At 37.8% G+C, this 21,413-nt stretch carries 23 protein-coding genes; 15 read left to right on the top strand and 8 right to left on the bottom strand.

The window, feature by feature from the left end; all coding sequences use genetic code 11:
* The first annotated feature begins 119 nt into the window (after nt 1-119).
* Both COCH_RS08725 and COCH_RS08720 read left to right on the top strand, forming a co-directional pair.
* Nucleotides 120-770 (top strand): protein-L-isoaspartate(D-aspartate) O-methyltransferase, encoded by a 651-nt coding sequence (locus tag COCH_RS08725; RefSeq protein ID WP_002671501.1) that lies wholly within the window; start codon nt 120-122, stop codon nt 768-770.
* Nucleotides 771-817: 47 nt separating this feature from the next.
* Complete coding sequence (locus tag COCH_RS08720) at nt 818-1,378, top strand: hypothetical protein (protein ID WP_015782787.1); 561 nt, start codon at nt 818-820, stop codon at nt 1,376-1,378.
* Nucleotides 1,379-1,483: 105 nt separating this feature from the next.
* Here COCH_RS08720 and COCH_RS08715 read toward each other — a convergent pair whose 3' ends face one another.
* The 4 genes from COCH_RS08715 to COCH_RS08700 form a co-directional block, all read right to left on the bottom strand.
* A complete protein-coding gene (locus tag COCH_RS08715) occupies nt 1,484-1,957 on the bottom strand; it encodes a lipocalin-like domain-containing protein (protein ID WP_015782786.1) in 474 nt (157 codons plus the stop codon).
* A gap of 512 nt (nt 1,958-2,469) precedes the next feature.
* Entirely contained in the window at nt 2,470-4,770 is a 2,301-nt protein-coding gene (gene metE / locus COCH_RS08710) for a 5-methyltetrahydropteroyltriglutamate--homocysteine S-methyltransferase (RefSeq protein ID WP_015782785.1), read from the bottom strand.
* 154 nt (nt 4,771-4,924) lie between these two features.
* Entirely contained in the window at nt 4,925-6,118 is a 1,194-nt protein-coding gene (gene sucC, locus COCH_RS08705; RefSeq protein WP_015782784.1) for an ADP-forming succinate--CoA ligase subunit beta, read from the bottom strand.
* A gap of 88 nt (nt 6,119-6,206) precedes the next feature.
* Nucleotides 6,207-7,385 (bottom strand): C1 family peptidase, encoded by a 1,179-nt coding sequence (locus COCH_RS08700; RefSeq protein ID WP_015782783.1) that lies wholly within the window; start codon nt 7,383-7,385, stop codon nt 6,207-6,209.
* 99 nt (nt 7,386-7,484) lie between these two features.
* On the opposite strand from COCH_RS08700, the gene COCH_RS08695 reads away from it, so the two are divergent.
* Nucleotides 7,485-8,129: a hypothetical protein gene (locus tag COCH_RS08695; RefSeq protein ID WP_015782782.1), complete on the top strand. Its 645-nt coding sequence runs from the start codon at nt 7,485-7,487 to the stop codon at nt 8,127-8,129.
* 92 nt (nt 8,130-8,221) lie between these two features.
* Here the strand turns inward: COCH_RS08695 and COCH_RS08690 are convergent, their stop codons facing one another.
* Both COCH_RS08690 and tsaD read right to left on the bottom strand, forming a co-directional pair.
* Nucleotides 8,222-9,004: a class I SAM-dependent methyltransferase gene (locus tag COCH_RS08690; RefSeq protein WP_015782781.1), complete on the bottom strand. Its 783-nt coding sequence runs from the start codon at nt 9,002-9,004 to the stop codon at nt 8,222-8,224.
* A gap of 78 nt (nt 9,005-9,082) precedes the next feature.
* Nucleotides 9,083-10,099, bottom strand: coding sequence for a tRNA (adenosine(37)-N6)-threonylcarbamoyltransferase complex transferase subunit TsaD (gene tsaD / locus COCH_RS08685; RefSeq protein WP_015782780.1), 1,017 nt, complete (start codon nt 10,097-10,099; stop codon nt 9,083-9,085).
* 159 nt (nt 10,100-10,258) lie between these two features.
* Here tsaD and COCH_RS08680 point away from each other — a divergent pair, with 159 nt between their 5' ends.
* The 3 genes from COCH_RS08680 (at nt 10,259) to COCH_RS08670 (ending at nt 13,258) form a co-directional block, all read left to right on the top strand.
* Nucleotides 10,259-10,966 (top strand): metal-dependent hydrolase, encoded by a 708-nt coding sequence (locus COCH_RS08680; RefSeq protein ID WP_015782779.1) that lies wholly within the window; start codon nt 10,259-10,261, stop codon nt 10,964-10,966.
* A 183-nt stretch (nt 10,967-11,149) separates the two neighbouring features.
* Nucleotides 11,150-12,859, top strand: a complete 1,710-nt coding sequence (locus COCH_RS08675; protein WP_015782778.1) for a M23 family metallopeptidase — start codon at nt 11,150-11,152, stop codon at nt 12,857-12,859.
* 21 nt (nt 12,860-12,880) lie between these two features.
* Nucleotides 12,881-13,258 (top strand): RidA family protein, encoded by a 378-nt coding sequence (locus tag COCH_RS08670; protein ID WP_015782777.1) that lies wholly within the window; start codon nt 12,881-12,883, stop codon nt 13,256-13,258.
* Between the two features lie 86 nt (nt 13,259-13,344).
* Here the strand turns inward: COCH_RS08670 and COCH_RS08665 are convergent, their stop codons facing one another.
* Nucleotides 13,345-14,244, bottom strand: coding sequence for a hypothetical protein (locus COCH_RS08665; protein WP_015782776.1), 900 nt, complete (start codon nt 14,242-14,244; stop codon nt 13,345-13,347).
* A 12-nt stretch (nt 14,245-14,256) separates the two neighbouring features.
* Nucleotides 14,257-14,964 (bottom strand): hypothetical protein, encoded by a 708-nt coding sequence (locus COCH_RS08660; RefSeq protein WP_015782775.1) that lies wholly within the window; start codon nt 14,962-14,964, stop codon nt 14,257-14,259.
* A gap of 466 nt (nt 14,965-15,430) precedes the next feature.
* On the opposite strand from COCH_RS08660, the gene COCH_RS12600 reads away from it, so the two are divergent.
* The 9 genes from COCH_RS12600 (at nt 15,431) to COCH_RS08620 (ending at nt 21,337) form a co-directional block, all read left to right on the top strand.
* Nucleotides 15,431-15,559, top strand: coding sequence for a hypothetical protein (locus COCH_RS12600; protein WP_262481552.1), 129 nt, complete (start codon nt 15,431-15,433; stop codon nt 15,557-15,559).
* Between the two features lie 158 nt (nt 15,560-15,717).
* Nucleotides 15,718-16,650, top strand: coding sequence for a citrulline utilization hydrolase CtlX (gene ctlX / locus COCH_RS08655; RefSeq protein ID WP_009411912.1), 933 nt, complete (start codon nt 15,718-15,720; stop codon nt 16,648-16,650).
* Between the two features lie 15 nt (nt 16,651-16,665).
* A complete protein-coding gene (locus COCH_RS08650) occupies nt 16,666-17,184 on the top strand; it encodes an adenine phosphoribosyltransferase (RefSeq protein WP_009420067.1) in 519 nt (172 codons plus the stop codon).
* Between the two features lie 162 nt (nt 17,185-17,346).
* Nucleotides 17,347-18,414: a F0F1 ATP synthase subunit A gene (atpB, locus tag COCH_RS08645; RefSeq protein ID WP_009420066.1), complete on the top strand. Its 1,068-nt coding sequence runs from the start codon at nt 17,347-17,349 to the stop codon at nt 18,412-18,414.
* A gap of 54 nt (nt 18,415-18,468) precedes the next feature.
* Nucleotides 18,469-18,669 (top strand): ATP synthase F0 subunit C, encoded by a 201-nt coding sequence (gene atpE, locus COCH_RS08640; RefSeq protein ID WP_002671466.1) that lies wholly within the window; start codon nt 18,469-18,471, stop codon nt 18,667-18,669.
* Nucleotides 18,670-18,823: 154 nt separating this feature from the next.
* Nucleotides 18,824-19,315, top strand: coding sequence for a F0F1 ATP synthase subunit B (locus tag COCH_RS08635; protein WP_002671464.1), 492 nt, complete (start codon nt 18,824-18,826; stop codon nt 19,313-19,315).
* A 7-nt stretch (nt 19,316-19,322) separates the two neighbouring features.
* Nucleotides 19,323-19,871, top strand: a complete 549-nt coding sequence (atpH, locus tag COCH_RS08630) for an ATP synthase F1 subunit delta (RefSeq protein ID WP_015782774.1) — start codon at nt 19,323-19,325, stop codon at nt 19,869-19,871.
* A gap of 15 nt (nt 19,872-19,886) precedes the next feature.
* Nucleotides 19,887-20,456: a Uma2 family endonuclease gene (locus COCH_RS08625; protein WP_015782773.1), complete on the top strand. Its 570-nt coding sequence runs from the start codon at nt 19,887-19,889 to the stop codon at nt 20,454-20,456.
* 5 nt (nt 20,457-20,461) lie between these two features.
* Nucleotides 20,462-21,337 (top strand): hypothetical protein, encoded by an 876-nt coding sequence (locus COCH_RS08620; protein ID WP_015782772.1) that lies wholly within the window; start codon nt 20,462-20,464, stop codon nt 21,335-21,337.
* Nucleotides 21,338-21,413: the final 76 nt, after the last annotated feature.

Raw genomic sequence — 21,413 nt, 5'->3', positions numbered from 1 at the left:
TTTTCCGCCACAAAAGTATAAATAATTTTTAAACTAATCAACTTTTTAGCAAAAAAATAACACAAATACTTTTTTAGTTGAAAAAAAAGGTTGAATTTTGTACCCGAAAATACAAGAAGATGCTACCGCTGAAAGACACATTAAAACACAAAGGATTACGGAATCAATTAGCTGATTTATTGAGAGAAAAAGGCATAAAGGACAAGCGTGTATTGGAGGCTATTCGCACGATACCACGCCACTTGTTTATGGACAGCAGTTTTGAAGACCACGCTTACCAAGATAAGGCTTTCCCGATAGAGGAAGGGCAAACTATCTCTCAACCCTATACCGTAGCTTTCCAAACGGAATTGCTACAAGTATCACCTCGACAAAAAGTATTGGAGATAGGTACGGGCAGTGGCTATCAAGCTAGTGTACTGCTATATTTAGGGGTACAGCTTTACACTATTGAGCGACAACAGAAACTCTTTAAGCAAACACAAAAACTACTCCCCAAACTAATGAATCGTACTGTGCATATGTACTTTGGCGACGGTTATAAAGGGATTCCTAACGAAGCGCCTTTTGACCGTATTTTGGTAACGGCAGGCGCTCCTTATGTGCCGAAAGCGTTGCTTGCACAATTGGCGGTAGGAGGACGTTTAGTAATTCCGATAGGAGAAGAAACTCAAACAATGACGCTTTACGAGCGCATATCGGAAAAAGAATTTCACAAGACTACGCACGGGACTTTTCAGTTTGTACCGATGCTAAAAGAGAGGAACTGATGATTAATGGTGAGTGATTAGTGGTGAATGATTAATAATAATTTTATATGAGAACCATTGCTTTTGTTTTACTATCGTTATTGCTGTTTTCGTGTAAAACAGTGCAACGCCCTAAAATGACAGCTCCTATGGATGAAGCTGCTATTAAGACCCTTAATGAAGGGACGTATTATGTATATTCTGAGCCTATGGAAAAGCAAGCTCCCTTGTTCTTTCCACTACTGCCCAAAGAATACCAAGAAACAGCGCTTCCTTTAAGTAGGTTTAAACTGCAAGTAAAAGCAGATTCGCTGTACGTGAGTTACCAAAAAGTGAAGGATAGCACGACTACTGTGAGAATGGTAGCTGGCTTTAAAGGCAAACAGAAGAAGAACTTTTGGCAACGGTATAATAGGTTTAGAATCTATCCGTTTATTCCTATTTTTTTAGGAGTAGATATTGATAGAATACGCATAGCTCCTGATAAAGATGGGGATTTGTTAGTAGAAGTATACAAAGACCGACAAGGTGCGGTTATGTTTGTACAGTTTTTCAATACTTATTATGACACTTTTGTATTTAAACGAGAAGAACATAATGAATTACCTGAAAAAACTACAACAGAGTAGGTTGAAGATTTTTTGGAGTGACAGATAAAAAAGAGCAAAGCGCGTTAAAGCGCTTTGCTCTTTTTGTTTCTTAAATAAGTTTCTAAGGGCAATGATATGGGAGATTTATTGCTTGACAAAAGTCATAGTAGAAGTATGTTTATTTCCTTTATCATCTTCTACTGGAGAAGTAAAGGTAAGTTTATTCCCTGATATGGTAAAATTTGAAGAACCACCTTCTTGATTATCAATAAGTACTATTGTATTTTTTGAAACAGTGTATTTTCCAATTGTTTTTTTGAGTTCACAAGAACCATCATAAGAATAAGACACATATTCTTTGTCAGAAAAAACAAAATAAGGAAGCTTCTTACATTTTCCACAGAATAAATACTCAGGATATACTTCACAAGCATTCTTTCCATCAATAGTCATACTTTCTAACTTCCAAGTGCCAATTAAGTTCTTGTTGTCTGTACTTCCTCCGCTGTCGCTTTTACTACAAGCGATAAGGGTTACTAAAATTACTGCCATAATGGCTACTAACTGTGTAGCAGTGCGAAAGGTCGCCCACGCTACGTTTTTGTTTTTGTTTTTCATTGCTATTGTTACATAAAATTAAGTTTATACCTACTCTGTTCAGGCTTTTCGGTTACCGCCTTTTAGGTAGGTTTCACTATAACAGAGCAATAAAAAAACGTGGAAACATTCCTTATTGCTCAATTTCTGAAGCCCGACCAAAGGCTGATGTAAATAAGCAAAAGGAATGCCCACGTAACCGCAGGCATTTCCACTTTTACTTTCCTATTTACATCTAAAAAAATTGGTCGTTTTCAGAAATTAGGAAACTGTAAAGCGAAACGCTATATGTTATTTTATAATACTATTTTAAAAACTATACGAGTTAGTACCTCTTATAATAGTTATTCTGGTTTGATGAGGCAAATGTACAAAAAAAATATCATTCCTGCAAAATAAAAGAGTATTTTTGATAAAAATATTGTGTCATCAACTTTTCCAAAGCTTGAAACTTTGGCAAAGTATGTGAAACAACAAAAAAGCAATGTGCAAGAAAATGCACATTGCTTTTTTTATTTATTACTTCTTATTTCTTATTTGTAGAGATTGCGAAGTTCTTTGGCGGTATCAACCATTGCGTGGAGAGCTGCCTTGGTTTCTGGCCAGTGACGCGTTTTGAGTCCGCAGTCGGGGTTTACCCACAATTGTTCTTTTGGCACTACCGAAATGGCTTTCTTCATCAAGTTGGTCATTTCTTCTTGTGAAGGTACGCGTGGTGAGTGAATATCGTATACCCCAGGGCCTATTTCGTTAGGATATTTAAAGTCACCAAATACATCGAGGAGTTCCATTTGTGAGCGTGAACACTCTATGGTAATCACATCGGCGTCCATATCGGCGATAGCTTCAATCATATCGTTGAACTCAGAATAGCACATATGGGTGTGGATTTGAGTTTCGTCTTTTACGCCTGAAGCTGAAATACGGAACGCTTTGATAGCCCAATCGAAGTAGGCTTTCCACTCGCTCTTGCGCAATGGCAATCCTTCACGGATAGCTGGTTCGTCAATCTGAATGACTTTGATGCCAGCTTTTTCGAGGTCTACTACTTCATCGCGGATTGCTAAAGCTATCTGCAAACAAGTTTCAGAACGCGGTTGGTCATCGCGTACAAACGACCATTGCAAGATAGTTACAGGGCCTGTAAGCATACCTTTTACGGGCAATTTAGTAAGCGATTGTGCGTATTTACTCCAACGTACAGTCATCGGTTCTGGACGAGAAATATCACCAAAGATAATCGGTGGTTTTACGCAACGTGAACCGTAGCTTTGTACCCAACCGAATTTAGTGAAGGTGTAACCTTTGAGCAATTCGCCAAAGTATTCCACCATATCGTTACGCTCAAATTCGCCGTGTACGAGTACATCGATATTGGTATCTTCTTGGAAACGGATAGACTCTTCAATTTCTTTTTCCAATAGCTTGTCGTATTCGGCTTGAGTGAGTTCTCCTTTTTTGAAGCGAGCACGCCAGCTGCGTACCTCGTCGGTTTGAGGGAATGACCCAATAGTAGTTGTAGGAAAAAGAGGTAAGTTTAACGCTTTGTGTTGTGCTACTTTACGCTCGTTGAACGGACTGTGGCGCACATCGTCTTTGGCTGTGATGTTATTCACACGCTCTTTCACTTTGTTGTCGTGGATAAGCGGTGAAGTTTTACGTGTTTCAGCTGCTTTTTTGTTTTCTTCAAAGGCTACTTTTACCTCAGGAGTTATGTGACCTGTAGCAAGAGCTTGCAAAGTAGTTACTTCTTTTACTTTTTGTTTAGCAAAAGCCAACCATTGTTTGATTTCAGGAGTAAGCACTTTCTCGTTGTTTTCGAGTTCGAGGTTGCAAGGAGAGTGCAATAAAGAGCAAGAAGTAGCTATCAATAGGCGGTCAGCACCGATAGCTTCTTTGGCTTTCTCAATCAATGCTAATGAATGCTCGAAGTTATTTTTCCAAATATTGCGTCCATCTACTACTCCAAGTGATAGTTTTTTATCGGCAGGAAGTGCTTTGAGCACTTTGTCAAGCTGAGCCGCTGCGCGCACTAAATCGATGTGCAATACGTTGAAAGGCAATGAAACAGCTAATTCGGTATTGTTATCCAAAGCTCCGAAGTAGGTAGTGAGGATAAATTCGGTAGTAGGGAATTTGCTTCTTAGTTCGGTATATACTTTTTTGTATACATCGGCAGCGCCTTCAGGAAGATCGAGAGCTAAGTAAGGCTCATCTATTTGAATAGTTTTAGCACCTGCATCTACTAAACTTCGTACGATTTGTACATACACAGGCAATAGACGCTCAGCCAAGTCTAAGCGGTGGAATCCTTGTTCTTTTTCTTTACCGAGAAGCAAATAAGTTACCAAGCCGATAAGTACAGGTTTAGTGTCGAAACCGTGTTTTTTAGCCAAGTTGAACTCTTGCAAAGGTTTGTTTACAAGAATTTTGAAAGATTGGTCTTTAGTAAACTCGGGTACGATATAGTGGTAATTGGTATCAAACCATTTGGTCATTTCCATTGCAGTAATATCGATACCATTTTTTTGATAGCCACGTGCCAAAGCGTAATAACGTTCTAAATCACGCAAATGTTTAATTGGTGTAAAACGCTCAGGAATAGCACTTACTGTAAACGAAAAGTCAAGCATTTGGTCATAAAGAGAGAAGTCGTTAGAAGGAATCAAATCTACTCCTGCTTCTTTTTGTAGTGTCCAGTTGTGAACACGAATATTTTCAGCCACTGCTAAGAGTTCTTCTTCTGATATTTTACCAGCCCAGAAAGACTCATTGGCTTTTTTAAGTTCTCGTTTTTCACCGATACGAGGATAACCTAATACGTTTGATTTCATATATTTTTATTGAAATTTTAATTGGGCGCAAAGATATGAAAAATAATATCGGTACACAAATTTTTAATAATAAAAATTGTGTACCGATATGAATTTAGAATATTTTCCTAAGAATAAACTTCAAAACAGAAAAGCTAAAAATATTATCTGTTGTTTATTGTAATACTTCTTTTACTTTATCGGCGGCTTCTTGGAAGAGGATTGCTGAGTGAACCGCTAAGCCTGAATTGTCTAATATTTCTTTAGCAAGCTCGGCATTCGTACCCTGCAAGCGCACTATGATAGGCACTTTGATAGCATCGCCCATATTTTGGTAGGCATCTACTACCCCTTGTGCTACACGGTCGCAACGCACAATACCACCAAAGATATTGATAAGGATAGCCTTTACATTAGGGTCTTTGAGGATAATACGGAAAGCAGCTTCTACGCGTTTGGCATCGGCGGTACCTCCTACATCAAGGAAGTTAGCAGGTGAACCCCCCGCTTGTTTAATCAAGTCCATCGTAGCCATTGCGAGTCCGGCACCGTTTACCATACAGCCCACGTTACCATCGAGAGCAACATAGTTGAGCCCAACGGCTTTAGCTTCTACTTCTACTGGGTTTTCCTCTCGTGTATCGCGATAAGCCGCATACTCAGGGTGACGGAAAAGTGCATTGTCATCAAGAGTTACTTTGGCATCTACTGCCATTATTTTATTATCAGAAGTTTTTAGAACAGGGTTGATTTCAAACAAGCTAGCATCAGAAGACACATAAGCATTGTAGAGTGCTGTTACGAACTTCACCATTTCTTTTTGAGCCTCACCCGTAACGCCTAAGTTGAAAGCAATCTGGCGAGCTTGGAAAGGTAAGAGCCCTACGGCAGGGTCGATTTCTTCGGTGAAGATAAGGTGTGGCGTTTTTTCGGCAACTGCCTCAATATCCATTCCTCCTTCGGTAGAATACATAATCATATTTTTACCTTTGGCACGATTCAATAGTACCGACATATAGAACTCTTTAGGCTCGCTTTCTCCAGGATAATATACATCTTCGGCGATGAGCACTTGATGTACTTTTTTCCCTGAGGGGGGCGTTTGAGGGGTAACGAGTTGCATACCTATAATTTGAGAAGCTATAGGCTCTACTTGGTCTAAACCTTTAGCTAACTTAATGCCACCGCCTTTTCCACGCCCTCCGGCGTGTACTTGTGCTTTTACCACGTACCACTGAGTATTAGTGGCTTCGGTGAGTTGTTTGGCTGCCTCTACGGCTTCGGTGGGGGTGTGAGCAACGATACCACGTTGTACGCGCACCCCAAAACTCGAAAGGATTTCCTTTCCTTGGTATTCGTGTAAGTTCATACGAGAATGATTTGGTAACTATTTGGCAAAGATACAAAACAATTTATTAATTAGCAATAAATAATGAACAATTTTTAGTGTTAACTTCTTATCTCTTACCTGAAAGTACCTCTTTCGGCACTCCTCCTTTGTGAAGCATAATGGCAGTTGTTTTAAACTCTACAAAGGCTTTAGTTACATATAAGTAGCCCTCATAGTCGTTGCGCAATCCCCAAGAGTTTTTCACGATGTAGTACTCACGTCCGTTTTGGTCTTTGGCAAGCCCTACGATGTGCATTGCGTGGTCATCGGTAGTTTGATAATTGTCAAAATCACGCTGACGCATCTCGGGGGTGATGGTTCTTTCGGCAGTAGGAGGATTAGAAAAAAGATACAAGGCTTCCTCGTTACTCATCTCACTCACTTCTTTTTCAGGCACAAAAGCCACTCCGTTTTTCCAACTGAAATAACGCTCACTCACATCGGCTGCCCACGCTACTGTATAACCTTTTTTAAGCGCATTGTCAATGGTTTTAGTGAGGTCAGTCATTGCAATATTGTAAGCATAATCAAAGCTCCAGTTATCGGGTACTGCCATAAATACGTTTTTGTAGAGAGGCTGATCGGCATACGATACCATTTCTATATAGTCGGCAGGATTGATACCTACGCGCTCTTTAGCAAAGCTCTGAGGAGTGTACTTTTTACCTTCGTACATAAAACTTTCGGGCACTGCACCTAAATAGGCATCGATAGTAGCTGTGAAAGCAGGTAGCCAGTTAGAGGTGAGTTTTTTCTTCTTTTCACCATTTCTTATCATTCCTTTTAAAAAGCCTTGTAGGATAGCGTGCAGTTCACCAAAATCATTGCGAGTAGTACCATAGTGCAAGCCTGTATAAACATTTTGAGGTACAGCACCATATTTGGCGTACATATTGATTACATCGTGGAGTTCACCTCCTTGTCCGTAATCCAAATTGCCGTGCATACGCACATATTGTTTAGCTTTTTCGATATAGCAGTTGCGAGCAGTGTAGATTTCAGCAAGGTCAATAGGCTTTTTACCCATACGCTTCATCTCACTTTCTATAAACGAAGCCCCTGCATAGCTCCAGCAAGTTCCACTGCTACCTTGGTCTTTCACGTCGGTGCGTTCGAGGTTAATAATGGTAGTAAACTGAAATCCAGCATTAGCCGATTGATTTCCTGCTACCGATCTGATTAGGTCGTCTTGTGCTGTTGCTACAAAAGAAGCACACAGCGCTACAAATAATGCAATGTTTTTCATAAAAAAATATTTTATAATGAAGTGCAAAGGTATAAAACAATTGGCAAAATAGCAAATTTGGCATAGTTATCGCTATAAAAAAGTAAATGCTCAAACAATATGAAACATTTATGTCTATACATATTACTTTTATTAGGGGGATTAGTAGCTCAAGCTCAACCTTTTGAAACACGTAAAAAAGATGAGAAGGTAGTCATTCCGTTAGAAAAATCACCTGAGATAGAGTACAAGGGTAGTCCCATCAATCTGCGGGTAGCTCCTAAAAAAGAGAATAATCCCTGGATGAAGATGCCTGAAAAGAGCATTGATTTTACGGGAAAGAGTAATTTGGTACAGCGTAAAATAGAGTTCAAACCTAATTATGAGGTACTCAACGACCATAAACGGGAAGATTACGAAGCCCCAAAAGGCGACCAATTCTTTGGCGACTTCACCAATAATGGAAAGTTTGTAAATGTATATTGTCGCGACTTCGCAGCTATTGATGGCGATCGAGTGAGTTTATATGTGAATGGAGTAGAAGAAGTTCGCGATATTTTTCTTCTTGGAGAGTTCAGAGGTTTTAAAGTAGAATTGAAACCAGGTTTCAACAAAGTAGAGTTTTTAGCGCTCAACCAAGGTGAATCAGGGCCTAATACCGCCGAGTTTATGGTGCTGGACGACAAAGGTAACACCATTATACGCAATCGTTGGGATTTAGCAACAGGTTCAAAAGCACAACTCGTAATTGTAAAAGACCATTAAAGCGAAGAAAATTATTTTTATTTGTTACTTTTTTTAGCTCATATTTTTATAGGAGAATTCCTATAAAGATATGAGCTTTTTTGTAAAATCGTTTAAAGGGGTTTTTGAACAACAAGAGCAATAGCGTCTAAGTTCTTTTGGTGTTTTCTAAACGTTTTCTTCATATTCATCACGCGTTTGCGCAAATCGGGGTGGGTGAAGAGATTAAAGAAGAATTTAAGCGTGCGGAATATCCCTTCATCTTGCCATACACGCTTGTTTTCAAGTAGGAGCATTGCGTTGTGCTGTTCTTTCACCACCTTAAAACCTTGCTCTTCAAAAAGAGCTTTCCACTCACTGGGGGTCATAGGACGTGCGTGTACACGTATATTAGCACTTAGTTCTTTAAAAACATCGTTTTTCACCTCGTCGCTCACATTGTCTGGCTGTAAGCCTAATTCGTGAATAGCGTAATAACCTCCTGGTTTGAGTATCCTAAAAGCCTCTGCAATAATAGCTTTTTTGTGTTCAAGAGGTTGCATAGTGAGCATTGCCTCACCATACACTTTATTAGCAAAAGCAGCGGGAAGTGTAGAAGCTGCGGCATCAGCTACAATCACGCGTGCATTTTCATAGTGAATATTCTTTTTAGCCAAAGCAGCGGCTGCCTCATTCATATCTACTCCCGTATAGCTGAAAGGCTTGTAAGAACAGGCTATATTAGCCGTAAATCCTAAGCCTGGGGCAAACTCTACAATATCATCTTTGGAGGTAATCTCTAAGTTTTTCACTAACCATTCGCTGAGTACTCTTCCTCCTGGGCGTAACACTTTCTTGCCGAGCTTGGCGAGAATCCAGTGTCCTTGTTTTTCATTTAATGATGTTTCTGTCTTCATCTTTTCAATGGTTTTTATAATTTAGGAGACAAAAGTACGAATTTATTTTGAATGTTTCAAAATAAATTAAGAAATCTGCTAATCAAAAGAAAGTCGCGCTTGAGCAGTTACTTCTTGTGCTACAAAATTTCCTTCTAAAAACTTGTGATACCCTACGATGCCTATCATTGCTGCATTATCGGTACAATACTGAAATTTAGGCACAAAGGTTTGCCAACCGTACTGCTGTCCTAAAGCTGTGAGGGCATTGCGAATACCCGAATTAGCCGATACCCCTCCCCCAATAGCCACTTGCTTGATACCTGTTTCTTTTACAGCTTTTTTGAGTTTGCTCATCAGTATTTCCACAATAGTATGTTGTACCGAGGCACAGATGTCGGCTAAATGTTCAGTTATGAAATTAGGATTTTCTTCAATGTTTTTCTGTACAAAATAGAGAATACCTGTTTTAAGTCCCGAAAAACTGAAGTTGAGACCAGATATTTTAGGTTTAGAAAAACTGAAGGCTTTAGGGTTACCCTCTTGGGCGTATTTATCGATGAGAGGCCCTCCAGGGTAAGGAAGTCCTAATATTTTAGCGGTTTTGTCGAACGCCTCCCCTACTGCATCATCAAGGGTTTCGCCCAACACTTCCATATCAAAAAAGCTGTTTACCTTCACAATCTGGGTATGCCCCCCGCTGATGGTCATTGCGAGAAAAGGGAACTCGGGTTTCGGCTGACCTTCATCTATAAAATGTGCCAAAATATGTGCCTGCATGTGGTTCACTTCAATGAGCGGGATATTCAGTCCCATTGCCATCGATTTAGCAAATGAAGTCCCCACGAGCAACGACCCCATTAATCCTGGTCCTCTTGTAAAAGCAATAGCCGAAAGTTCTTCTTTGGTTATTCCTGCTTTTTTGAGCGCTTGAGCCACTACGGGCACTATATTTTGCAAGTGAGCGCGTGAAGCCAATTCGGGCACTACCCCGCCGTATTGTTTATGCACCTCTTGATTTGCCACCTCATTAGAAAGCACTTTATCATTGCAAAGCACTGAAGCAGAAGTGTCATCGCAAGAAGATTCTATAGCTAATATATAGGTATTTTTCATTCTTTTTCAGTTTAGAGCGCAAAAGTAAGGATTATTTGCTAATTTAAAAAATTGTACTTGGTTGTGGAAGTGGCATTAAAATAAAAACTGAAAATTATTTGCTTTATTCATTTTTTATCTCTACATTTGTAGCCTTAAACAACAAATAAATAAAACACTATGAAAGTAACTTACTTAGGTCACGCTTGCGTGAATATAGACATCAATGGGACTCACTTTCTCGTAGACCCTTTTATTAGCCCAAACCCTTTGGCTTCACACATTGATATAAACTCTATCAAAGCGGATTACATTCTCATTACCCACGCCCACGGCGACCATATTGCCGATGTAGGAGCTATTGCCAAACGTACAGGCGCTCAACTGATTACCAATCCTGAAATTCTCGCTCATTTTGAAAAATTAGGGCTTAGTGGTCACGCAATGAACCTCGGAGGCTCTCACCGCTTCGTAGATGGCAAGGTAAAAATAAAGATGATTAAGGCAGAACACTCATCTTCCTTCCCCGATGGCTCTTATGGAGGCAATCCTGCTGGTTTCTTGATTGATTACAACGATAATACTATCTACATTTCAGGAGATACCGCCTTACATTACGATATGAAAATTATTCCTCACCAATACAAGGTGAATTTAGCAATTTTTCCTATCGGCAACAACTATACAATGGGCGTACGCGATGCTCTTACAGCGGCTCGTTTTGTAGAGGTAGGCAATGTGTTAGGTGTGCATTACGACACCTTCCCTGTAATTAAAATTGATAAAGAAGCGGCTAAACGCAAATTCAAAGACGACCACCGTCGCTTACACCTCTTAGAAATAGGTGCTACTCTTGATTTGGAAGATTTGAACATCAGCACGCTTTAAGAAATCTTATCACACGAACTTTGCCAAAGCCATAGAACTTTGGCAAAGTTTTTTTTTTCATACCTAAAATATCTAACCACTAACAAAAATTTACTAATTTACTAATCTACAAATTGGCTAATTGACAAATTATTCTTACTTTTGCGCCGTTTTTACAAAAGCAAAATATTTTAAACGGAAACAATGAAAAAACTTATCGCCTGCTTATTATCCAATCTTTTACTTTTTACCTCTTACCTCTTACCTCTTACCTTAGAAGCTCAGTCTTTCCAGGTCGCAATGCCTCTCAACACCAAACCTTTGCTCGCAGGTAATTTTGCTGAATTGCGTCCCAACCACTTTCACGGTGGCATCGACCTGAAAACCGAAGGTCGTGAAGGACTGCAGGTGTTTGCTGCCGAAGATGGCTATGTGTCTCGTATCAAAGTAAGTCCTTACAGTTATGGCAAAATGTTGTTTATTACTCATCCCAATGGTTATGTAACTACTTATGGGCATTTACAAAAGTACGCCCCTGAAATAGAAGCTTACGTAAAGCAAAAACAATACGAAAAGCAAAGCTATGATATCGATATACTTCTTCCCGAAAAACAATTTGTCGTAAAAAAAGGCGATTGGATAGCTCTCAGTGGTAATACAGGCGGAAGTAGAGGACCACACTTGCATTTTGAGGTACGCGATATTCACAATAACGGTTGGAATCCTCTGCTTTTTGGTTTTCAAGAAATACAAGACACCACTCCTCCTGATGTATTGCTTGTATATGCTTATTCGCTAAGTGATGACGCACAAATAGATAACACTCAGTTACCACGTCAGCTCAATAAAAATAAACAGATAGACGGCACTTACCTCACCGAGAAAGTTAATGCGATTGGCACCATAGGTTTTGGTATTTTGGGCTATGACCGTCAAGATGAAACAATGCATCGCAATGGTATTTATAAGGTGAGTTTACTTCTCAACGGAGAGACCCAGTTAGAAACTGTCTTTGATAAAGTAAACTATGACGAAACACGTTACCTTAATGCACTTATAGACTACGAACGATATGCACAACACAAAGGGTTTGTACAGCTTTTGTACAAATTGCCTAACAACAAACTCGAATCAGTATATCCTACCTTAAAACCTAATAAAGGTTATCTTACTATTGAAGAAGGTAAACAATACACTGTATCTATTATTGCAGAAGATTTTAAAGGGAATACTACTAAAATCAATATTCCCATAGAAGGCAAACGAGAGCCTTTAAAAACAGCTCGACCAGAACCTAAAGGCAATAAGCAAGTAATTGCTACTCGTGATAATTATTACGAAATGGAATACGGAAGTGTATACTTCCCCGAAGATACTTTTTATAAAGACTATTTGATGAATATTACTAGCACTAAAGATACTTTAACCGTGGGTAGTTCGTTCATTCCTGCTCAAAAGTTCTTTACTGTAACTATCAAAAGTGATACTTATGCCAATGAAGATACTTCTAAGGTATTTATAGCTCGTTCGAACGGGGGCTATGAACCAACGGTCTATAAAGATGGTGTGTTTACAGCCAAATCGCGTAACTTAGGAAAGTTTTATTTACGTAAGGATACTATTCCGCCCACTCTTAAAGCAGTGAATTTTAGGAACGGTGGCATTGTGAAAGGTAATACTCTCAAGATTTTAGTAAGCGATAATCTTACGGGATTTGAATCTTGTTCCGCCACCCTAAATGGACAGTGGATTCTTTTTGAATATGAACCTAAAAACCGATGCCTCACCTTTCATTTCAGCGATATTGATACTACCCAAACCAATAGATACGAACTCATTGTAAACGCCAAAGACAGAGTAGGCAACGTAGGAACTCTGAAAGCCAACTTTACAAAACTAACGACAAACAATTAACGACTAATAACTAATAGCTATATGAAACATATCATTTTTACAGAAAAAGCGCCAGCACCTATTGGTCCTTACACACAAGCCGTGAAAGCTGGCAACACACTCTACGTATCAGGACAAATACCAGTAAATCCTGCAACGGGAGAAGTAGTGAAAGGCATAGAAGCCGCTACCAAACAAGTAATGGAAAACCTCAAAGCTATCCTTACCGAAGCAGGAGCTACTTTTGAGAATGTAGTAAAAACCACTATTTTCTTAGCTGATATGGGGCAATTTGCGCAAGTAAATGGCGTATATGCACGCTATTTCAACGAGGCAACAGCACCTGCACGCGAAACCGTACAAGTAGCACAATTACCTAAATCCGTAGAAGTAGAGATTTCTTGCATTGCTGTATTGTAGTAATGCTGTGTAGAGACAAAAAATCCCCGCAAGACTTGCAATAAGTTTTGCGGGGATTTTGTGTAATTTTACTATTAGATGATTTATTACTTCCAATCTATTACGAGGTCTGAGAGTTCAAGATATGTCACTTCACGATCCCAACCATCAGTAGGACCAAACTTTGTTAATATAGAAGCAAATTTCAAACCTTTAACACTTGGTAATATTTGTTTAAAAGTTACAAAAGCTTTTACAGGCACTTCAGTAGGAACTGTATTACAAGCATAATAAGAGTTTCTGTCACTTCCAATACCTACTTCTTTAGATAGATATGTATTACCTTCAAAATCGTATGCTTTAGCATTATACCAAAGATGGCTAGAATCTTCATTAAAGCATACCTTTTGATGCACTAATTTATGAGAAATCAAGAGATTTACAGTTACGGTTTGAGCCTTTTTGTCTCCTACTACTGAAAGGATCTTTACATCAAACTTAGGTGAAAAACTCTTTACAGTACCATTGCCATCACCTTTACCTCTTGTAGCATTAGCAAAGATTTTATCAGCGGTAGTTTGAAAGTCTTGGGCTTGTGATTTAATTTCACCGTTTTGTAAAGCCTTATCAAAGAAAGCCCTTATCTCTTTCTTATCATCTAATTTTAGAACTACCAACTTATTATTCTCTATACCATTGGCAAAATATTTAATAGTAGCCTTATTACCTAAAGCTGAAAGTTGTTCTTTAGTAGCATTGTCCGAACTTTTCTTTTCAACAGAACCTCCCGTGAACATAGAAATATAGTCACCAGTGGTTATAATATCATTGATAAAGATATTTTCGTACTGAGTACCTTTTGCTGGCACACCGAAAGCTAATGTTTCCCCTTTTTTATAGGTGTGGTTATCTACAGCGGTATACTCTTTCCTCGAGTTTTTAGCTTGAGCTACTGCAAAACCGAGATTCAACATTAAAAATACAGTTAAAATGATTTTTCTTTTCATTATATTTGGATTTTATGGTTTTAAATTAATTATAGTAGGTTCACAACCTTCTCTTACTTCAAAGTTTATAGTTTTCACAAGTCGAATAGTATCATTTGGTGAATCATAAAGCATTAAAGTATGTTTATAATAGCTATCCAATGAAGAGATTTGATTATTGTCATAAACTTTGGGTTTAATTGTTATTTGTCTACTACTATTTGAGAACCACATATTTTGGGCATCAATACCTTCGTATTCAGGCTTGTCAATTGTATAATAAACTTCTTTCCCTAAGAAGTTATTAACAATAATATTTGATTCCTGATAGAATTCAACATTATATACTAAACCATTATGATATGGTTCTATTTTTACTTTATTTTTCTCCTTAGTATTTCTTAGGCAACTATTATTTTTAGTTATTATTATGTATGTATACCCAACTTTTAAATTCGAAAAAAGTATATAGCTACCAGTGTTGTCAGTAATATTTTGTCCCCTTATTGATTTTGTACCATCAATAGTACCTTCTTTATCTTGTTCCAATAGAGTAACTGCTATCTTTTTAGGGTCAATAAAAGCATATATCTTCCTCCCCACTAAAGGATTATCATATTCTCCATAAGTAAGATAAACTTTAAGTGTTTTCCCTTCTTCTCCTTTGTTTTCATCTTTCTTACAAGCTGTGATTGCAAGAAACCCAGCTATGAAAGCTACTAAAAATAATTTGTGTTTCATTTTTTTTTGAATAGTTTAAATTTTTCCTACTCTATTACAGGCTTTTCGGATTCTGCCTTTGTCGTTCATATAAGCGCATAAAAAAACGCGGGCACATTCCTTATACTTTTATAGAAGCCCGACCAAAGGCAGTAACTAAAGCAAAAGGAATGCCCACGCTTATAACGTAGGCATTTCCACTTCTACTTCCCTTTAGTTACTTTAATAAAAATGGTCGTTTTCTATAAAAAGGAAATTATAAAGCGAAACGCTAATTTATGTCTTTATGTAAGTGTTTTTTCTGTTTCTTTTAAATAGTGTTTAAATGGTTTTTAAATTCGCTACAAATGTACAACTAATTTTTAATTGTACAATTTTTTGGTGCATATTTTTTAGGTACGAGCTACAAACTCACACTAGCAAAGAGATTAATGGTTAATGGTGAAATTAGGGGTAACTTATACAGAGCTTAAATGATAAACGAACAATGAGTGGCTCTACAGTGGCTCTACAGTGGGTCTACAGTGGCTCTACAGTGGCTCTACAACGAACAAAAGGCGAACAAAAGACGAACAAAAGACGAACAATGAACGAAGATAAGGTGAAGATAAGGTGAAGATAAGAGGAAGATAAAATAGAGGCAAGGTGAAATTAAAATGGAGCTTGATAAAATCGGAATTGTAGCGTTTTTGAAAAAATAATTTTTCTTGCTTCATTGTTAATTACTGATTATTTTGTACTTTTGTCGCTTTGAGTGCTAACCATTGTTTACTGATGAAAAAACAAATTACCAATACTGTACTAATGGTGCGCCCTGTGCGCTTCCGTATGAACGAAGAAACCGTTGTGAACAACTATTTCCAGGAGGAAATGGATTTGAAGAACGAGGAAATCAATCGCCAAGCGCAACAAGAGTTTGATGCCTTTGTGCATAAACTACGTGAGGTAGGAGTAAAAGTGATTGGCGTAGACGATATTTACGAGCAAAACACTCCTGATTCGGTATTTCCGAATAATTGGATTACCTTTCACCAAAATGGCAACGTAGCAATTTACCCTATGTTTGCTGAAAATCGGCGTCGTGAGCGTCGTGAGGATATTTTGGACAAGGTAGAGGAAGAAGGTTTTCTCATCGAAAATGTGTATGACTATACTGATGCTGAGCAAGAAAACATCTTCTTGGAAGGTACGGGGGCTATGGTGCTCGACCGCGTGCATCGCAAGGCTTATTGTGCGCTCTCGCCCCGCGCTGATGAGGAACTATTTATTGAGTTCTGTGAAGATTTTGAGTATACGCCTGTAATTTTCAAGGCTTACCAAAAGGTAGATGGTAAGCAAGTACCTATTTATCATACCAATGTAATGATGGCTTTAGGTGAAAATTTTGCGGTGGTGTGCTTAGATACTATCACCGACAAGAGTGAGCGCAAGAACCTTTTGCATCACCTAAAAGAAGACAAGAAAGAGATTATCAGCATCACCCCTGAGCAGATGTGTCAGTACGCAGGCAATATGCTACAAGTGCAGGGTAAGGACAGTACTTATTTGGTGATGAGTGATACCGCTTATAACGCCCTTACCCCTCAACAGATACAGACAATTGAGAAATATACCCAGATACTCCACAGCAATTTAGAGACCATTGAGACTTGTGGAGGAGGCAGTGCGAGGTGTATGCTAGCAGAAGTGTTTAATCCACGTAATTAGGTAACAAGTAAAAAAATGGACAAAAAAGAATATATCAAAAGTAAAATTAGAGATATTAAAGATTTTCCTAAAGAGGGAATTATCTTCAAAGATATTACACCATTGCTAATGGATGTGAAAGCAGGGCAATATGTAATCGACTTGCTCGTGGAGAACCTGCACGGACAGAAAATAGACAAAGTAGTGGGTATGGAAAGTAGAGGTTTTTTCTTTGGGATGTTGCTTGCACAACGATTGGGGGCTGGCTTTGTACCGGTGCGCAAAAAAGGTAAATTACCTTACAAAACCCTCTCACAAACCTACGATTTGGAGTACGGACAAGACGTATTGGAAATTCACGCAGACGCTATTGTGAAAGGTGAAAAAATCCTTATTCACGACGATATCCTCGCTACTGGTGGTACTGCTGAAGCGGTAGTAAAACTTGTAGAACGCCTCGGTGGCGATATTGTACAACTAGATTTCTTGATGGAACTCCACTTTCTGAACGGCAGAGAGAAACTCAAAGGACACCCTGTGTATAGCATTTTATAAGAATTAGAAGTTAATAATTAGAGCGAAACCTAAATCTCAACTGCTAAAATATAACTTCTGTATTTCAGTAGGTTATATTATATTAAGTAAAAAAATGTGTTAAATAATTTCGTCACTTAAATAAAAACTCCTACATTTGCACGAATAAAAACAAAACAAGTAATGAAAATAAAGAATTACATTCTATATATCACTTTATTTGTAACCTCACTCATTCCTCTACAAGGTTTTGCAACTGAAAATGAGGAAGGAGAGCCTTTTCAAATCAACGATTTGATTGATGAACACATCAACGATTCACACGATTTTCACTTGTTTGATTATAAAGGGCACACTTATTCGTTACCCTTGCCTATCATTCTTTATACCGATAAAGGATTAGTGACTTTCCTATCGAGTGCCTTCCATCACGACAACAAAGGTACAGTAGTAGTAGATAAAGACGGACAGCGATTTGTGCGCTACAAAGAAGATATTTACTACGCAAATGCTGATACACCTCTCTCTTTCAACGAGAAAGGAGAAGTAACCAATACACGTCCGTTAAACTTTTCTATTACTAAGAACGTGTTTTCATTACTTTTAGTATCGGTATTGATGGTGCTTATCTTCACCTCTATGGCACGTTCTTACAAGAAGAACCCCAAAGCTCCTAAAGGCTTAACAGGAGTTTTAGAACCCATAGTGCTCTTTGTGCGCGATGAGATAGCGATTCCTAACATAGGCGAAAAGTACTACAATAGGTATATGCCTTATTTGCTTACTGTGTTTTTCTTGATTTGGATAGGAAACCTCTTCGGATTAATTCCGTTTTTCCCCTTTGCTGGTACGGTAACTAACAATATTCTTTTCACAGGTATGTTGGCTATCTTTACCCTTATTCTCACTTTATTTAGCAGTAACAAACACTATTGGAAGCATATTTTTGCTCCCCCAGGAGTTCCTACCTGGATATTACCAATTATGATACCTATTGAAATGTTGAGTGTTTTTACTAAGCCTTTTGCCTTGATGATACGTTTATTTGCCAATATGACGGCAGGGCACATCATTGTACTGAGCTTGATTTCACTCATCTTCATCTTTGGAACGGTGTATATATCGCCTGTGTCGATAGTTTTTACCTTGTTTATCTGTATCTTGGAGCTATTGGTAGCTGTTTTGCAAGCCTATGTTTTTACACTGTTATCAGCTTTGTTTATAGGACAGGCAGTGGAAGAAGAACACTAATCAATTGATAATTAACAATTGATAATTAACAAGTAACTAATTAATTTTATATATATGGTTTTAGCAGGAATTGGGGCTGGATTAGCAGCCATTGGAGCCGGAATCGGTATTGGTAAAATTGGTGCTTCTGCTGTTGAAGGAGTAGCACGCCAACCCGAAGTGTCTTCAAAAATTCAAACTGTGATGATTATTGCAGCAGCACTTATTGAAGGGGTAGCCCTTTTTGCTGTGGTAGTAGCACTCATCGCAAAATAGGACGACAAAACCGTTGTGCAACGGTTGGTTACACAACGGTTTTATAAATTAGGGCGTATGCCACTAATGGTGAATTGCCTTTTATCCCTATATAAAGGAACACAAAAGAGAATAAAATAATCATATTATTAAAGACTAAATAACAACTAAAGAAATGAATTTAGCACACCCCGAAAGTTTACTATTCTGGAATACTCTCATATTTCTGATATTGCTTTTCCTCTTAGCAAAATACGCTTGGAAGCCCATAATGAATGCGGTAAAGCAACGCGAAGACTCTATCAATAAGGCTTTGGAAGCTGCTGAAGAAGCTCAAAAACAAATGGCAAATCTCAAAGCCGATAATGAACGTCTTTTAGCTGAAGCACGTGCCGAGAGAGATGTAATCTTGAAAGAGGCAAGAGATGTTAAGGATAAAATCGTAACAGAAGCCAAAGAAGAAGCACAACGCGAAGGCGAAAAGCTTATCAAACAAGCGCAACAAGCGATTGACAGTGAGAAGAAAGTAGCGTTGGCACAACTGAAAGACCAAGTGGCAGCTCTTTCTGTTGAAATGGCTCAGAAAGTGATGATGAGCGAACTCTCAGACGAGAAGAAACAAACTGCCCTCATCAACGATTATCTAAAAGGTGTTACGTTAAACTAAATAGGTTATGTACGGATTGAGAGTAGCAAATAGATATGCCAAGGCACTCTTGGAATACGCTCTTCTACAAAATGCATTAGAAGGGGTTTTCGCTGATATGACCTTGATAGATAAAACAATAAAAATGAATAAGGACTTGGAGCGTATGCTCATTTCGCCTATTGTGAAAACAACGGTAAAGAAGAATGTCCTTACTGAAATATTTACAATGGTTACTCCTGAAACGCAACGTTTGTTCGATTTGCTTATTCAGAACCGACGCTTGCCAATACTCGGAGCAGTAGCCGAGAAGTTTGTTGTATTGTACAACGATTATAAGCATAACAAAACAGCAGTAGTAACTACGGCAAGTCCGCTTAATGAAGCTACCCGCAAAGAGATACTCGAAAAGGTAATGATGCTTACTAAAAATAAAAATGTTACTCTTGAAAACAAGGTAGATAAAAACATTATAGGGGGCTTTATCCTCCGTGTAGGTGATGTCCAATACAACGCTAGTGTAGCGCACAAACTCAACCGATTACAACAAGAGTTTCAAGAAAAATTGTTTTTGTAGATAAAAGCTAAAACTATGGTAACAAGTATAGACCAGTTAGACTTGAACAGAACGTACACTTATGCCGATTATTTGCTATGGCAACTAAAGGAAAAAATACAATTGTTCAAAGGAAAGATATTTGCAATGAGCCCTGCCCCTAAGCGGATTCATCAAGATATTTCACGCCGATTGGTACGTACTATGTTAGGAGTATTTGATGAAGAATGTGGTTGCAAACTCTATTATGCACCTTTTGATGTGCGCCTTAGTGAAAATACAGTCGTACAACCTGATGTATGTGTAATATGCGATACCTCAAAATTAGACGAACGCGGTTGTAAAGGTGCTCCCGATTTGGTAGTAGAAATACTCTCACCTACAAATACTGAAAACGATACGAAACAAAAATTTGAATTATACCAAGAAAGTGGCGTACGTGAATATTGGGTAGTCTATCCTTTCGCCGATTACAAAGCTATACATATCTATTGCTTAGAGAATGGAAAGTATATCGCACAACCTCCTATAATAGAAGGTGATACTGTAACCTCAATAGCGTTTCCAAGTTTAAGCTTTTCAACAAAGGAATTATTTAAAGATTGAATAAGATGAAAAAAATACTATTTTTGCTAATGACACTTATATTCATATCTTGTACTAAAGATAAAGAAAATACAATAGTTGAGGAAGAGAAGCCTATTACTATGAATGTAAAAAGTGTAGAGTATGCCTACAAAGGAGGAAAAATACCTTTAAGTCATTATGACCCTCATTATTACACTTATAAAAACAATAAAATAGTGAATGTCTTAAACTATGGTTTTAACACAATTGTTAAGTACATAGGAGAAAATCAAATAGAAACAGAAAGTATATCCCGTAATATTATTGATGGAGAAATCAAAATAAATTCACATCTTTCATTGTTAGATAATAAAATACAATATACTGTTACAGAAAGTCATAGTAAAATTAATCCAAGACCTTTAGAAATTCAACGAGATTCTACTATTTTTGAATATAAAGACAATTATTTGATGAAGCTCATAACCTATTCAAAAAAAGCTATAAACTCTTTTAAAGGGAATGAGAAATATCAAAAAGAAGAGATACAAGAGATATTTTGGAAAGATGGTAATATTGTTAAGATTAAAATAGGAAAAGATGAAGAATACTCTTATACTTATGATAATGAACCTTATGTAATGTATGCTGATTTAGCTTATGAAACTCCTTTTTTTGTATTAGCCCATTATCTCATTCCATATGGAAAAATGGGAAAATGGAATAAAAATAATGTACTTACTATGAATAAAACTGTAAAGGATTTTATAGGACACGATTTTAGAAAAATTCAGTATGGTAGAGAATTAGATAAGCATAATAGAGTTTCAAAAGTTCTAATGCGAATTGAATATGCCTCAAAAGAATCAGGATTAGACGGAACAATTCTTGAAGGAGCTGCAATTCTTGGATACGAATAAGTAATAATTACCAAATATATGATTCCTTTTTCGTGGAAATTTGTGTAACTTATTGGAAAGACCTTCCTAAATAATC

Source organism: Capnocytophaga ochracea DSM 7271 (assembly GCF_000023285.1).
GTDB classification, from domain to species: domain Bacteria; phylum Bacteroidota; class Bacteroidia; order Flavobacteriales; family Flavobacteriaceae; genus Capnocytophaga; species Capnocytophaga ochracea.
The sequence above is the reverse complement of the archived record's forward strand: the minus strand, read 5'-3'. Positions and strand labels throughout refer to the sequence as shown.